This is a genomic window from [Pseudopropionibacterium] massiliense (assembly GCF_900607225.1).
Taxonomy (GTDB): Bacteria; Actinomycetota; Actinomycetes; order Propionibacteriales; family Propionibacteriaceae; genus Arachnia; species Arachnia massiliensis.
The window spans coordinates 2,199,294-2,213,553 of record NZ_LR027842.1 but is presented as its reverse complement, the minus strand read 5'-3'; the positions used below and the strand labels follow the sequence as shown (position 1 = coordinate 2,213,553).

Annotated in this window: 13 protein-coding genes; 11 read left to right on the top strand and 2 right to left on the bottom strand. The window is 66.7% G+C overall.

The window, feature by feature from the left end:
* Positions 1–23 precede the first annotated feature (23 nt).
* Together E0E39_RS09935 and E0E39_RS09930 are read left to right on the top strand one after the other, a co-directional pair.
* Positions 24–3,011 carry a glycosyltransferase family 2 protein gene (locus E0E39_RS09935; RefSeq protein ID WP_165444727.1) on the top strand — a complete coding sequence of 996 codons (2,988 nt, stop codon included), beginning with the start codon at positions 24–26 and terminating at the stop codon, positions 3,009–3,011.
* Between the two features lie 2 nt (positions 3,012–3,013).
* Entirely contained in the window at positions 3,014–4,276 is a 1,263-nt protein-coding gene (locus E0E39_RS09930; RefSeq protein ID WP_130874592.1) for a DUF5719 family protein, read from the top strand.
* 16 nt (positions 4,277–4,292) lie between these two features.
* Here the strand turns inward: E0E39_RS09930 and E0E39_RS09925 are convergent, their stop codons facing one another.
* On the bottom strand, positions 4,293–4,730 hold the full coding sequence (locus E0E39_RS09925; protein ID WP_130874591.1) for a metallopeptidase family protein: 438 nt from the start codon (positions 4,728–4,730) through the stop codon (positions 4,293–4,295).
* A 35-nt stretch (positions 4,731–4,765) separates the two neighbouring features.
* On the opposite strand from E0E39_RS09925, the gene E0E39_RS09920 reads away from it, so the two are divergent.
* Genes E0E39_RS09920 through ahcY form a run of 6 tightly spaced genes read left to right on the top strand, consistent with a single transcriptional unit; the run spans position 4,766 to position 9,665 of the window.
* On the top strand, positions 4,766–5,152 hold the full coding sequence (locus E0E39_RS09920; RefSeq protein WP_130874590.1) for a DUF3499 domain-containing protein: 387 nt from the start codon (positions 4,766–4,768) through the stop codon (positions 5,150–5,152).
* A gap of 35 nt (positions 5,153–5,187) precedes the next feature.
* The gene (locus E0E39_RS09915; RefSeq protein WP_130874589.1) at positions 5,188–6,558 is read left to right on the top strand and encodes a phosphohexomutase domain-containing protein; all 1,371 of its coding nucleotides are present in this window, start codon (positions 5,188–5,190) and stop codon (positions 6,556–6,558) included.
* A complete protein-coding gene (locus E0E39_RS09910; protein WP_130874588.1) occupies positions 6,551–6,742 on the top strand; it encodes a Trm112 family protein in 192 nt (63 codons plus the stop codon). The genes E0E39_RS09915 and E0E39_RS09910 overlap by 8 nt, the downstream gene beginning before the upstream one ends.
* 9 nt (positions 6,743–6,751) lie before the next feature.
* Positions 6,752–7,777, top strand: coding sequence for an SIS domain-containing protein (locus E0E39_RS09905; RefSeq protein WP_130874587.1), 1,026 nt, complete (start codon positions 6,752–6,754; stop codon positions 7,775–7,777).
* Between the two features lie 11 nt (positions 7,778–7,788).
* A complete protein-coding gene (locus E0E39_RS09900; protein WP_130874586.1) occupies positions 7,789–8,238 on the top strand; it encodes a type II 3-dehydroquinate dehydratase in 450 nt (149 codons plus the stop codon).
* Positions 8,235–9,665 carry an adenosylhomocysteinase gene (gene ahcY, locus E0E39_RS09895; RefSeq protein WP_130874585.1) on the top strand — a complete coding sequence of 477 codons (1,431 nt, stop codon included), beginning with the start codon at positions 8,235–8,237 and terminating at the stop codon, positions 9,663–9,665. Before E0E39_RS09900 ends, ahcY begins: the two co-directional genes overlap by 4 nt.
* A gap of 47 nt (positions 9,666–9,712) precedes the next feature.
* On the opposite strand, the gene E0E39_RS09890 is transcribed toward ahcY, so the two are convergent.
* The gene (locus tag E0E39_RS09890) at positions 9,713–9,964 is read right to left on the bottom strand and encodes a DUF3039 domain-containing protein (protein WP_130874584.1); all 252 of its coding nucleotides are present in this window, start codon (positions 9,962–9,964) and stop codon (positions 9,713–9,715) included.
* Positions 9,965–9,992: 28 nt separating this feature from the next.
* Between E0E39_RS09890 and E0E39_RS09885 the strand changes: the two genes are divergently transcribed.
* The 3 genes from E0E39_RS09885 to malQ are packed head-to-tail and all read left to right on the top strand — an operon-like array spanning position 9,993 to position 14,226.
* Entirely contained in the window at positions 9,993–11,336 is a 1,344-nt protein-coding gene (locus E0E39_RS09885; RefSeq protein ID WP_130874583.1) for an MFS transporter, read from the top strand.
* Between the two features lie 57 nt (positions 11,337–11,393).
* Positions 11,394–12,086, top strand: coding sequence for an RDD family protein (locus E0E39_RS09880; protein WP_130874582.1), 693 nt, complete (start codon positions 11,394–11,396; stop codon positions 12,084–12,086).
* A gap of 28 nt (positions 12,087–12,114) precedes the next feature.
* Positions 12,115–14,226, top strand: a complete 2,112-nt coding sequence (malQ, locus tag E0E39_RS09875) for a 4-alpha-glucanotransferase (protein WP_130874581.1) — start codon at positions 12,115–12,117, stop codon at positions 14,224–14,226.
* The last annotated feature ends 34 nt before the right edge of the window (positions 14,227–14,260 follow it).

Here is a 14,260-nt window from a genome sequence, read left to right as displayed (position 1 = left end):
GAACCGGCTTGACGAGTCAGGCAATGGCAGACAATCCCTGGGCCTGGATCGACGAGGAGCCGGAGCCCGAGCCGATCGAGACGATAGATCCCCGCATGGTGGCCGCGGTGATGGTGGTGCACAACGCGGAGGAATGGTTGCCACGCCAGCTGCGGGCTCTTGCAGCACTGAATCCCCGTCCGGCGATGCTGATCGCGGTGGACAACGGATCAACTGATTCGTCACGGCAGCTGCTCGAACAGGCCCGCGCGGCGGGAGTCATAAGTGGCGTTCTGGGTGGCGGGCAGGGCCTCGGTTTCGGAGAGGCGGTTGCCGCTGCACTGCCCCCTGACGCGCCGTGGATCTGGCTTTTGCACGATGATTCGGCACCCCGACCCGACGCGCTGGGCCAGCTGCTGCAGGGCGCGGCCAGGACGGGAGCGGCCGTTCTGTACCCGAAGCTGCTCCAACCGCGCCGCCGCAACTATCCCGAGACCTTGGCCGAGATCGGGCAGTCGATCACCCCGACGGGGCGGCGTGTGGGCATCGTCGACAACGGAGACATCGATCAGGGGCAGGAGATCTCGGAACCGGTGCTTGGCGGGTCGACTGCAGGAATGCTGATCCGTGGTGACGTATGGCGCCAGCTCGGTGGCCTGGCGCCGGAACTACCGCTGCACCGTGACGGGGTGGACTTCGGGTGGCGCGCCAACGAGGCCGGACACAAGGTCGTGACCTGGCCGGATGCCGCCCTGACACATCGCCAGTCAGGCAGGACGGGGGAACGGCGCGGGGCGTTCGCCAAGGAATCGCACGAGATCGATCGTCTCGCCGCTCTCCGCGTGGTGGCCGCCCGCGGCACGAAACCGGTTTCGACCGCCCGGCTGGTGATCGGAAGCTGGTTCCGGGCCATCGGCTTCCTCCTGGCCAAATCTCCTCGGCTCGCGGGCGCCGAACTGCGGGCCATCCGTAGATTCACATCCACCCGCAACCAGGTGAAAAGCCTGGCTGCCAGGTCGGTGGGCAACATGGATGTCTCCCGGTTGCTGCCCAGACGTTACTGGTCCGTGCGCAATGCGCTCGACCGGTTGGGAGCGGATCTGGCCGAACGGTACCGGGACTTCACCAATCAGGAATCCGGGTTCAGCATCGACGAGATGACCGGGGACGACTTCGCAGGGGGGCCCTCCCAACGCCGGTTCATGGCTCCGCTGACGGTCCTGACGCTGCTGCTGCTCGTGGCAGGGGCGGTGTCACTGCGGAACCTGTTCGGGTTCGGGGACGTGTTCGGCGGTGGCCTGCTGCCGGTCCCCGACAACATCGGGAAGGCCTGGGAGGTCGCGCTGAGTCCGACCGTCGGCCTTGCGGGTTCCGATGCACCCTGGCTCCTGATCGGGGCCCTGCTGTCCACCCTGTCGTTCGGCAGCCCGCAGCTACTGATCTTCCTGGCTCTGGGGCTGGCGCCCCTGCTGGCAGGTCTTTCCGCGCACGCCTTCCTGCGTCGCTTCGAGGTGTCCCGCACCACGTCGGCGATCGCCGCCGGGACCTGGGCCGGGGCAGTGATCCTGCTCGGCCTGGTGACGGCAGGCGACGCGGCGGGAATGATGCTCGCCATCGTCCTGCCGCAGTTCGCCTCCGCCGTCCACCGGATGGCCATCGACGACAGCCTCGGGGCCGAACGGCTCCGGGCACCCGCCAGCGCCGCCGCGTGGCTGCTGATAGGGGCCGCGGCATGGCCGGTGTTCCTGGGTCTGGCGGCGATCGGCGGGATCATCTGGGTGATCCGGGACCGTTTCGTCTGGTTGCCGGTGCTGATCGCGATCGTTCTCCCTGCAGCCTTCCTGGCCCCGTGGGCACCGTCGCTGATTGCCCATCCGAGCCGCATCCTCACAGGGCCCGATCCGCTGGCCTGGCCCGCGTGGACACCGGCCTCGCTGGCCACCCTGTTCGGGCGGATCCTGCCATCCGGGTTGCCGCTGTGGGCGAACATAGCCTTCTTCGCGATCCTGGGAGTGACGGCGGGCTACGCCATCTGCACGATCCGGAGCACGCGCATCCGCCTGCTCTCCATCACGGGGATCGGGCTCCCGCTCATCGCAGGGGTGGTGCTCTCCCGGATCGCGTTGCCGGTGAACGGCGGAGAGGCGCGGGCCCTGCTCTCGGGCTGGGCCCTGTTGACGGTGGCCGGGCTGCTCGCCCCGATCGTCGCCATGAGGCTCCGGGACGAGAAGGCCGGAGCGGATCTGCGGGTCCTGCTCGCGTGCCTCTCCGTGGTCTCGCTGTTGGCGGCCGGGGTCTGGGCAGTTGTCGGTTTCGCAGGCCCTGTCTCCAACCATCCCTCCGAGCTCGGCTTCGCCCGCGGCGTGGTGGTCTCGGAGCGCCAGACCCGGGTCCTGATGATCGAGACCAAGCCCGACGGGGGACTGAGATGGAACGTGGTCGATTCCTCCCAGCCCGGCTGGGGCACGGCCGAACGCAACCCGGCGGGTGCCTTCCACGACGACTTCGCGGCCCTCGTGCAGCTGCTCGGCGGGGGGGACGCACCGGAGAACCTGGCCGATCGTCTGCAGGATCTCGGCGTCAGCCACGTGTGGATGAGAGGATTCGGCACCGAGCAACTGGCGGCCGTCGGGAACGCCGCAGGCCTGACGCGCTCCCCGATGGACGGGGATACCGTCATCTGGACGGTGGTGGAGCTTCCCTCCCGCGTGCACATCGTCGACCAGAACGGCAGCAGGGCCGTCCTGGACGGGAACGTCACGGCCGCCGACACCGAACGCCGCCTGGTGCTCGCCGAACCCCCGGACGAGCGGTGGCGGGTCCGCATCGACGGACAGGAACTCGCCCCACTCTCCGAGGGCGGGAAGGCGACCTTCACCGTTCCCGCCGGGCTCGGGGGGAAAGTGACCTGGGCGATGTCCCCGGCGTGGTGGATGTTCGGCCTGCAGGTCGGTGTGGTCGTGCTGATCATCGGACTGGCCGCTCCCACGATCGGAGGCTCCTCGGGGGCCCGGCGCGGACTGGAGGACTGAAGATGCGACGCGTGCTCGAGACACTACTGGGTTTTGCGGTTCTGACCGGCGTGGTCGTCGGGATAACCACCCTGACACCGGCCGAGCTGCCGAGGGTCACCACGGTCGAGGCGATTCGCTCCACGAAGGTGGTGTGTGTACCCGCGGCCCCGGGGGCGACGGTGATGGTGGACAACGCCACGACGGTCACCCCGCTGGGTGGGTCCGCGACCGAGACGAAACGCGCGGTGCTCACGGGACAGGAAACCTCCGTGGTCGCAGAGGGCACGGAGGGTCCGATGGGCGGGGCGATCTCCGGATCCGGTGCCGTGCGGACCCTCACCCAGTGCGTCAAACCCGTCTCCCAGGGGGTGATCGCGCTTCCGGCAACGGCGGACACGCAACTCAAAATCGTCAACCCGGATGCATCCGAGGCCGCGATCGATCTGACTCTCTACGGAGCGGAGGGGGAGATCCAGTCGCTGGGGGCACGAGGAATCACGCTCGCAGCCCATCAGGAGCGCACCATTGCCCTGTCCGTCCTGACCGAGAAGGCGACCCCGGTGGGGGTTTCCTTCCAGGCCAGTCGGGGCCGCGCCGCGGTGATGGCGATCACCCAGACCCAGAACAGTGGGACGGCGGCCGGGCCTTCCCAGTTGGGCACATCCCACCTGCTTCCTGGGATCCCGGCCGGGGCGACCAGCTCCGTCGTCGTGCTCGCCAACCCCAGCGAGACGCGGATCACCGCCAATCTGACGGCCTACGGGACCACACCCGCCTACCATCCCCAAGGAGGCGAGAACATCAGCATCCCGCCGCACGCGAGCGTCTCGGTGTCCCTCGAGAATGCGCTGCTGGGCGAGGCATCGGCCCTTCAGGTCAGCTCTGACGCGCCAGTGATGGCCGGTATGGCGTTCACCCTGGGGGATTCCGCGCAGGTGGCCCCGGTCAGTGCGGGAACATCCCTGGGTACCTTCACCTCGCCCGGCGGGACACTGCAGTTGACGAACCCGGGAGATGGCGACGCGCAGGCCACGGTCACGGTCACCGGCAGCGGGGCAACCGAGGAGACGACAACGATTACGGTGGGTTCCGGACAAACCGTCGTCCACACACTCCCAGCGACCACGGAGCAGGGGCAGCGAGTCGTGGTCGGTTCCGATCGACCCTTGTTCGGGGCCGTCGTCTCCTCCGGAGAAGCGGGGTCCTGGGCGGCCCCCCTGGAATCGATGACCGAAGGAGAAACCCCGCCGTTGGCGGCCGAACTCGATCCCGAGCTGCACTGAGAAGGTTCCCTGACCCTCAATCGTCCCAGTCGGTGGGTTCGTACCCCAGCAGGTCACTGACAGGACGGCCCGTCAGGGCGCTCAGCTGTTCCACGATCGTGCGGTGGACCAAGGAACGCAGAGCCGCGCGATTGTTGGCGCGATGCTCCAGCGGTCGCTCATAAATCACGATCTGGGCGGGGCGGCCCTTCGATGGTTCCAGCGCGGCCGACATCGGAACCCGGTCACCGGACCAAGCCGTTTTGAGCAGGGGAACGTCCTCGACCCCCACGACCATGCCGTCGAGGACGTGCGGGTCGACCTCGGCGATGGTGGCAAGCGCCTGCTTGACGCACTGGTTGAAGTACTCGACCCGTGTCAGGGCGTGCAATGGCACGGTTTTGCGATTGCTGGAATCCGGCAGGGCGACAGGTCCATGCATTCCTCGGTCATGACGGTCGCGGTTGCGTGGCATGCGGCAACTCTAGCCGCGGAAAGCGGTAGGCTTCGATGGTGCGTCGTTGTTCCCGGACCGCCTGTGGTCTACCCGCCGTGGCCACGCTCACGTATGTGTACGCGGACTCGATGGCAGTACTGGGGCCACTTTCCGATGTCGTGGTCCCCGGAGCTTTTGATCTGTGCGCCGAGCACGCCTCACGCATGTCTGTCCCGATGGGGTGGGAGGTGATCCGACTCCCGTTGGACCGCAGACGCAACGAACCAGAAGCCGACGACGAGCTTGTGGCCCTCGCCAATGCCGTTCGGGAGATCGGACTGCGCGATGAGGAGGACGTCCCGACCACTCCGGTGGACCGTACCCCGGCCCCGAGACCGAAACCTCACACCACCGGTCGGCGAAAAGGCGGGCATCTACGCCTGCTCCCCACCGTGGAATGACCCACGGGCCGGGCGACGAACGGTAAGCTCGGGGTGTGCTTAAGGAGCAGATCTTCAAGGCCAATGACATTCGCGGTGTCGTGACGGGGGCGGATCCGGAACTGGATCTTGACGGAGCTCGTCGACTGGGTGCCGCTTTCGTGGAGTTGCTCGGCCTTTCCGGCGAGACCTTCGTGGTGGGTCGTGACATGCGACAGCTCGGGGAGGAGCTGGCCATGGCCTTCACGGATGGTGCGCGTAGAGCAGGAGCATCGATCATCAACCTTGGTCTCACGTCCACGGATCAGCTCTGGTTCGGCTCCGGACATCTCGGGCTGCCCGGGGTGCAGTTCACCGCGAGCCACAACCCGGCACGGTACAACGGCATGAAATTCTGTCTGGCCGGTGCCGCTCCCGTGCGTTCCGGTTTCACCGCTGAACTGCGGGAACTGGCTGCAACGGTGAACATCGGGGAAGACGTCGTGGGTGGCTATCAGGAACGTGACCTGACCGCGGATTTCGTGGCACACCTCGACCGGCTGGTGCCGGTTTCCGGGGAACGACGGCTCAAGGTTGTCGTGGATGCCGGGAACGGGATGGGTGGGCTCATCGTTCCTGCGGTCCTGGCCGATCGTGATGTGGAACTGATCGGTCTGTACATGGAACCGGACGGCACTTTCCCGAACCACCCTGCGAACCCGCTGGAACCGGAAAATCTGGTGGATGCGTGCTCCGCGGTGCGCGAGCACTCCGCTGATCTCGGCCTGGTCTTCGACGGCGACGCCGACCGGTGTTTCCTGATCGATGAGCGCGGTGATGTGGTCGATCCATCGGTGATCACCGCGATGATCGCGGTTGCTGAGCTCTCCAAGGAAACCGACGGCGTGGTCGTTGTCAACGCGATCACGTCACAGGCGGTGGCCGACGCGGTGACCGGGCATGGGCGTGTCGAGGTCTCGCGTGTGGGACACACCTTCGTCAAGGCGCTCATGGCCAGCGAGAACGCCGTTTTCGGCGGTGAGCACTCCGCACACTATTACTTCCGCGACTTCTGGGGTGCTGACACGGGTGTGCTCGCCGCCCTTCACGTCCTGGAACAACTGCGGTCCTCGACTGAACCCCTGTCGGTGCTCGCCGCCCGGTTCGACGGCTACCAACGCTCTGGTGAGATCAATTCCACCGTCACCGATCATCGAGTCGCGATGGAACGTGTCGCCGAGGCGTTCGAAGGACGAGGTGGTGTCGAGTACTGGGACGGCCTGACGATCCGCGATGAGCAGGCCGGATGGTGGATCAATCTTCGCCCTTCCAACACGGAGCCACTGCTTCGACTCAACGTCGAGGCCCGGGACGCCGACACCATGACCCGGTTGCGCGATGAGGTGTTGGCGCTCGTCCGTACGGATGAAGGAGAAGCCGATGAATGAAACCGCCACGGAACTGTCCACGGAATTCTTGTCCATCGCGGCATGCCCTGCGTGTCACGCCAAGTTTGCCGTTGACTACGAGCGCTCGGAGCTGGTCTGTACGTCCGCGACCTGCGGGTTGGCCTACCCCGTGGAGGATCGTATCCCGGTCCTGCTGATCGACCAGGCGCGGAACACCCAGTGAGGTTCTCGGATGTCCCGCACGTGGTTTGATGATTCCCGCTTGGAAGCCGATGATCTGGCCGACGACGAGTCACTGTGGTGGCTCGCATCTGCCGGTGCCCGGATCAGGCGTGCCGCACTGAGCCGACCCGCCGGCCGGCTTGCACGAGCGGATCGGCCTCGCGGGGTGCTCGTGCTGGGTGCGGAGGCGAGACTGGTGCGGGCCGTCCTGGAACCTGCCTGCCCCGTGCCCTTCATGGCGTGGCCCGGCCCGGGTCTGCCCGCGTGGGTCGGGCCGCTCGACCTGGTGGTAGCGCTCGGTTCCCACGACGCCCCGGCCTGGGAGGTCCGCTGCCTGACCGAGGCCGTTCGCAGAGGAGCCACCGCCATAGTTGCCGCCCCGGAGGGATCTGCGTTGGCCGTGGCGGGTGCAGGTCCGCTGACCACTCACCTCCCCACGCCACACGACGATCCCATGGCCGCGGCCATCGCGGTGCTCGCGTTGCTGGGGCAACTGGAACTGGGGCCCACGGTGGATGTGGAACTCGCCGCGTCCGCCGCGGACACGGTCGCGGTTCGCTGCTCACCTGCGCGTCCCCTCGGCGACAACCCGGGCAAGGACCTGGCCGTCGGTCTGGCCGACTCGTTCCCGTTGGTGTGGGGAGGGACGACGTTGGCGGGGCGCGCATCCCGGCGGATCGCTGAGACGCTTCGACGAGCCAGTGGCCGGCTCGCCTTGGCAGCGGATGCCGAGGAACTGGAGGCGGTACTGCTCGGTACGCCTCAGCGAGACGTGTTCACCGATCCCTTCGAACAGGACGCCGAGATCGGCCCCGCGTTGTTGTTGCTCGATGCGGATCAGGTGCCGGAGCCGATGACGGAGACGCCCCGGAGGCTGACGCGCCTGGCCGATGACATCGGGGTGCGGGTGTGTCACATCAGCTCCGGCATGGCAGAACTGGGAGCCTCTGACGTGGAACGCTACGTCACCCTGCTGCTTCAAGGGCGCTACGCCGCCACCTACCTGGGGATAGGCCTGGGCGCGGATCAGGACTGAAGGAGAAACGGATGCGCAGGGTTTTCGTCTTGAACGGTCCGAATCTCGGAAGGCTGGGAAAACGTCAACCCGAGATCTATGGCCGTCTCACCCACGTTGATCTGGTGACCCGGCTCGTTGAGCATGGTCGTGGGCTCGGGTTGGATGTGGATGTACGGCAGACCGACTACGAAGGCCGCTACATCGAGTGGCTCCATGAGGCGGCTGACGACGGGATTCCCTGCGTTCTCAATGCGGGGGCATGGACCCACTACAGCCATGCCGTGGCGGATGCTGCGGCGCTGGTCACCTACGTCGAGGTCCACATCTCCAATGTCCACGCCCGTGAGGAGTTCCGCCGTCACAGTGTCCTGTCGGCGAAGGCGGCCGGCATCATCATCGGCTGCGGCCCGGCGGGCTATGACCTGGCTTTGTCGTACCTCGCAGGGACCGAAGCCATGGGCGTAAACTCCGGGGCGTGACATTCGACTTCCGTGTAGCAGATCTGTCCCTGGCCGATTTCGGCCGTGAGGAGATCACCCTCGCTGAACACGAGATGCCCGGTCTGATGGCCATGCGTGAACGACACGCGGCCTCGAAGCCACTGGCGGGCGCTCGCATCGCGGGATCCATCCACATGACCGTCCAGACCGCGGTGCTGATCGAGACCCTCGTGGCGCTCGGCGCGGAGGTGAGGTGGGCGTCCTGCAACATCTTCTCCACCCAGGACCACGCGGCGGCCGCCGTCGTCGTCGGCCCGGACGGCACCCCCGAGGACCCGAGGGGCGTGCCCGTTTTCGCGTGGAAGGGTGAAACGCTCCAGGAGTACTGGTGGTGCACCCGCCAGATCCTCGACTGGCCCGGCGGGACGAGCCCCAATCTGATCCTCGACGACGGCGGCGACGCCACCCTGTTCGTCCACGAGGGCGTCGCGGCCCAGCGCGCAGGGGCCGTGCCCGCCGACGACCCGGCTGATCCGGAGGAGGCCCTCGTCGTCAAGGCCGCTCTGCGGGAGGCGTTGGGGCAGTTGGACTTCGAGGCCCTCGCGGCGGGCATCCTCGGGGTCACCGAGGAAACCACCACCGGTGTCCATCGCCTCTACGAGATGCACCGCAACGGCACCCTGCTGTTCGGGGCCATCAACGTCAACGACTCGGTCACCAAGTCCAAGTTCGACAACAGGTACGGCTGCCGCCACTCCCTGGTCGACGGCATCAACCGCGCCACCGACGTCCTGATCGGCGGCAAGGTTGCCGTGGTCTGCGGCTACGGCGACGTGGGCAAGGGGTGCGCCGAGTCGCTGCGCGGCCAGGGCGCACGGGTCATCGTCACCGAGGTGGACCCGATCTGCGCCCTGCAGGCGGCCATGGACGGTTTCCAGGTGTCGAGGCTCGAATCGGTGGTGGAGGTCGGCGACATCTTCGTCACCGCCACCGGGTGCCGCGACGTCATCCTCGAGGAACACATGGCCCGGATGAAACACCAGGCCATCGTCGGAAACATCGGGCACTTCGACAACGAGATCGACATGGCCGGACTCGCCGCCCGGAAGGATGTGACGAAGGTCGAGATCAAACCGCAGGTTGCCAAGTGGGTCTACCCGGACGGCCACGCGGTGATCGTGCTGAGCGAGGGCCGGTTGCTGAACCTCGGCAACGCGACCGGACATCCGTCGTTCGTGATGAGCAACTCGTTCACCAACCAGGTGCTGGCCCAGATGGAGCTGTTCCTCAGGCCCGAGGCCTACCCGCCCGGGGTGTACCTGCTCCCGAAACACCTGGACGAGGAGGTCGCACGCCTTCACCTGCCATCACTGGGGGTGGAGCTGAGCACCCTGACCCAGGCCCAGGCCGACTACCTCGGGGTTCCTGTGGCAGGCCCGTTCAAGTCCGAACACTACCGTTACTGATCCATCGGTTGCGGCCCGGATCGCCGGGCCGCAACCGATGGACGCGGTCACTTCCCGGGATCGCCGGGCTTCATGGACTGCCAGATCTCCTTGCACTCCGGGCACACCGGGTACTTGTCCGGGTTCCGGGAGGGCACCCAGACCTTTCCGCACAGAGCCACGACGGGTGTGCCGGTCAACCTGGCCTTCTCCAGTTTCTTCGCCGGCACGTAGTGGCTGAATCGTTCGTGGTCGTCGGAGTCCCGCAGTTCGGTGCGTTCGTCCAGAACCGTCTGGGAACCGGGGGCAAGCTCACTCATGGATCAATCCTAGACGTTGGAGAACATCGTGAACACCGGATATCGTCGAGGGGGTACCGCGGGTCTGCTGGTGGGGCTGCTGCTGGCGGTGTTCGCGGTCGCCTTCCAGATGATCGGGGTTGCGGCGGCCCTGCCCGAGGCGATGCGTTCCCTCGACGCCGCCGCCCTCTATCCCTGGGCCTTCTCCATGCCCGTGATGGGGATGCTGGCATCGATCCTGGTGGCCGGCAGGCACTGCGACCGGCACGGTCCGTTGGTCTCCATGGGTCTGGGTTTCGGCGTGATGTTCCTCGGCCTGATCGCCGGCTCGTTCGCCACGGATGTCTGGTTGCTGCTGGCGGCACGTCTCGTGCAGGGCCTGGGTGCCGGTGCCCTCAACCTCAGCCTGTTCGTGGTCATCGCGCTCGCCTTCCCCGCCGGGCGGCGCCCGGCGGTGCTCGCGATGCTCAGTTTCTGCTGGGTGCTTCCCGCCTTCCTGGGGCCGCCGGTCTCGGCCGCCCTGGTGGCGGTGAACTGGCGCCTCAACTTCGCAGCGACGATGCCCCTGCTGCTGGTCGCCGCCGCCCTGACCTGGCCGCATCTGAAAGCCCTTCAGGAGCGCAGCGAACCGGATCCTGATGCACCCGGGATCGCCCCGTGGGCGGTGGCCGCGGTGGCCGGCGCCCCGGCCCTGCTGCAGCTCGCAGGGCAGGGATTCGGGCAGTGGAGCCTGCTGGCGGGATTCGCAGGGGTGTCCGCCCTGGGTCTGGGGCTGCCGAAGGTGCTGCCGCCCCGCGTCAGGAGTCTGAGTGCCGGGCTCGGTCCCATAGTCGCCAGCCGTGCGCTTCAGGCCGGTGCTTTCTTCGCGGGAGAGGCCTTCCTGCTGCTCGGCCTGCAGAACCTGAAAGGCCTCGACACCTTCCAGGCGGGCCTGGCCCTGACCATAGGAAGCCTCGGATGGAGTCTCGGTTCCTGGCTCCAATCCCGGATGAGACTGCGCCGCGACCGCATCATCACGTTCGGCACCTGCCTCGTCGCATCCGGAACGGCGGGGATCGCGATGTTCCTGACCTGGGTGGAGGTGCCCCTGTGGGTCGGCGTGACGGCCTGGACACTGGCCGGGTGCGGGATGGGCCTGACGATGTCCAGTACCGCCGTGGCGACCATGGCGCTGTCAGGTCCGCAGGAACAGGGCCGCAATTCCAGTGCCCTGCAGGTGGCTGAATCCCTCGGGAACTCGGTCATGACCGCGCTCACGGGGGCCTGTTACGCGATGCTGCTCGCGGAGGGAGTGCCTGCTTTCGGATGGATCTTCCTCATGCTGTTGGCGGCATCGGTGCTTGCCATCGCCGCTTCGCTGCTGATCGGGCCGGTTCATGACGTTGCGGGGTGAGGACACGGCCGCCGGCCTCGGTGGTTTCCGGCGGTTCGGGATGGCATCCTTGTGGCCATGCACTACTCCGCCCCGCAACCATCCGCTGGGTGGTACCCCGACCCGGCCGGCTCCGGAGATGAGCGTTACTGGGACGGCACCAGCTGGTCCGACGTCACCCGGCCCGACAGCCGGTCGGCGAACCCCGTCGGCCACGGCGGTGGCGGGCTCTACAGCACGATCACGCGATCATGGGCAGGAGCCAGATATGCGAGCTGGGGGTCGCGGGTGGCTGCCCGTGTCCTCGACGGGCTGATCCTGGTCATTCCCTCCTACCTGCTCATCGAGCTGCTGGTCCCGGGACTCTACGAACGCTTCGAGGCCTGGATGAACGGGCTGGTCAGGGCCGCTCAGGCCGGGGAGCGTTACCCGGGCGAGGTGCCCACGGAACTCGTCAGCTCCCTGACGACCGCGGGGATTGCCGTCACGGTGCTGGGTATTCTTTACCGGGTTCTTCTGATCGCCGGTTTCGGAGCCACCCTGGGCAAAATGGCCATGCGCATCCGCGTGGCCCGCGCCGATGAACCCTCCGCGCGAACCCCCGGGTTCGTGAGGGCCCTGAGACGGACCCTGGTGGAGGAACTCATTGGCTACTTCGGTGCCGCCTTGGTTTTCCTGCCGGTGCTCGTCAATTATCTGATGCCGTTGTTCACCGAGAAAAAGCAAACCTTTCATGACATGATGGCCGGCACCATCGTTGTGAAGAACTGATCCTTGCCCAGCCAGGAGGAATGAAGCCTTGTCACACCTGACTGCCGAGTTGGACGAACTCGCGGAACGCTTGGGAATAGCCCGGGAGTTCTGGGACTGGAAAGGAAACCACACCCTCATATCGGAGGCCACGGTTATGGCGGTGCTCCGGGCCATGGGGGTGGAGGCCGACACTCCGGAGGAGCGCAGGGATGCGCTGGCCCGGCTCGACGAGCAGCACTGGCAGCGGGTTCTGCCGCCCTGCACCGTCGTCGAGGAGGGGGAAACGCTACGGATCGACGTGCACGTTGCGGCCGGATCCCCGGTGTCCCTCGAGGTAGTCCTGGAGAACGGGGAAAGACGATCGGCGACACAGACCGACAACTGGACCCCGGACCGCGAGGTGGCAGGGTGTCTTCGCGGTGAGGCCAGCTTCGAGGTGACGGACCTGCCGCTCGGATACCACCGTGTGGAAGCCACTTCCAGCGAGGGAACCGCTTCCGCCGCTCTGATCGTCACCCCCGGTTTCGTGGGTTTCCCACCGGGCATGCGCGGAAACCGCACGTGGGGATACGCTCTCCAGCTCTACAGCGTCACCTCGAAACGTTCGTGGGGAATCGGCGATTTCACCGACTTGGCCGATCTCGCCACATGGGCGGGAAACGAACAGCATGCCGGTTTCGTACTGGTCAATCCGCTGCACGCGTCCCAGGCAGTGGCTCCGATCGATTCATCGCCATACCTGCCCTCGAGCCGACGCTTCCTGAGTCCGTTGTACATCAGGCCCGAGGCGGTGCCCGAATATGCCAGCCTCGCTCAGCCGACGCGACGGAGGATACGCAAGCTGCGCAAGTCGGTGCGGAAACGCAGAGAGATCATTGACCGTGACACGGTGTGGGAGGGCAAGCGAGAAGCGCTGTGGGAGCTGTTCCAAACTGGTCGACGCCCCGCTCGCCAAGTGTCCTTCGACGGTTTCCGTCGCCGTGAAGGCCGCGCGTTGCGCGATTTCGCGGTCTGGAGTGTCCTCAGCGAGGTTCACGGCAACGACTGGCGGTTGTGGCCCGAGGAGCTGCGTGATCCGCGTTCCGCCGCGACGGAGGAGTTCGCTGCTGCCCGGGTAGAGCGGGTGGAGTTCTTCGAATGGCTTCAGTGGACCGCGCAGCAGCAGCTGTCAGTGGCGCAGACCGCCGCGGAGGAGGCCGGCATGGGGGTCGGTGTGCTGGCCGATCTGGCGGTCGGGGTCGGCAAGGCCAGCGCGGAAACCTGGCTGATGGGCGACGTCTACGCCCCAGGGATCACCGTCGGTGCTCCACCGGATCAGTACAACCAGGGCGGCCAGGACTGGGGACAGCCGCCGTGGAATCCCTTGAAACTGGAAGAGCTGGAGTACGAGCCGTTCCGCGCCATGGTGCGGGCTGCTCTCAACCGTGTGGGTGGGCTCAGGATCGACCACATCATCGGCTTGTTCCGACTGTGGTGGGTGCCCGAGGGACTTGAACCCAGTGCCGGCACCTACGTTCGCTACAACCATGAGGCGCTGATCGGGATCCTGGCGCTGGAGGCGCATCGCGCACAGGCCCTGGTGGTGGGGGAGGACCTCGGCACCGTCGAGCCGTGGGTACGCGAATATCTCTCGCGACGTGGCCTGCTGGGCACCGCGATCCTGTGGTGGGAGTATGGAACCGACGGGCAGGTACTGCCTCCGGAGAAGTGGCGTGAGTACTGCATGGCCTCGGTCACCACCCACGACCTGCCCCCGACCCTCGGATACCTCGAGAGCGGGCACGTCAAGCTTCGCGAACAGCTCGGTTTGCTGCTCGAACCGGTCGAACAGGAGCTTGCCTTCGCCGAGCGAGAGCGCGGCATGTGGGTGGAGAGGTTGATCGCCTTCGGGGTCCTCGATGAGGCCCGGGCAGGAGATCACGTCGAGGTGATGCTGGCCATGCATCGCTATCTGCGGTTGACCAACTCCAAGGTGCTGGTGGTCTCCCTGGCTGATGCCGCGGGGGAGAAACGGGCTCAGAATCAGCCGGGAACGATGGATGAGTACCCCAACTGGCGGGTGCCGCTCGCCGACTCCGAGGGAAAGCGCTTGACGCTGGAGGACCTCTTCACCGCTGATCTGCCCCGTCGGCTCGGGGAAGTGATGAACGGGGAGTAGCCGAGTAGGAGGACGGTCGTGGCGGCGGAGAGCG

What these genes read in the sequence shown, in the direction of transcription:
- E0E39_RS09900 (WP_130874586.1), top strand. Translation starts at nt 7,789, where the DNA reads ATGCGCAGGGTTTTCGTCTTGAACGGTCCGAATCTCGGAAGGCTGGGA.
- E0E39_RS09925 (WP_130874591.1), bottom strand. Translation starts at nt 4,730, where the DNA reads ATGCCACGCAACCGCGACCGTCATGACCGAGGAATGCATGGACCTGTC.
- E0E39_RS09920 (WP_130874590.1), top strand. Translation starts at nt 4,766, where the DNA reads ATGGTGCGTCGTTGTTCCCGGACCGCCTGTGGTCTACCCGCCGTGGCC.
- E0E39_RS09935 (WP_165444727.1), top strand. Translation starts at nt 24, where the DNA reads ATGGCAGACAATCCCTGGGCCTGGATCGACGAGGAGCCGGAGCCCGAG.
- E0E39_RS09905 (WP_130874587.1), top strand. Translation starts at nt 6,752, where the DNA reads ATGTCCCGCACGTGGTTTGATGATTCCCGCTTGGAAGCCGATGATCTG.
- E0E39_RS09880 (WP_130874582.1), top strand. Translation starts at nt 11,394, where the DNA reads ATGCACTACTCCGCCCCGCAACCATCCGCTGGGTGGTACCCCGACCCG.
- E0E39_RS09910 (WP_130874588.1), top strand. Translation starts at nt 6,551, where the DNA reads ATGAATGAAACCGCCACGGAACTGTCCACGGAATTCTTGTCCATCGCG.
- E0E39_RS09930 (WP_130874592.1), top strand. Translation starts at nt 3,014, where the DNA reads ATGCGACGCGTGCTCGAGACACTACTGGGTTTTGCGGTTCTGACCGGC.
- E0E39_RS09890 (WP_130874584.1), bottom strand. Translation starts at nt 9,964, where the DNA reads ATGAGTGAGCTTGCCCCCGGTTCCCAGACGGTTCTGGACGAACGCACC.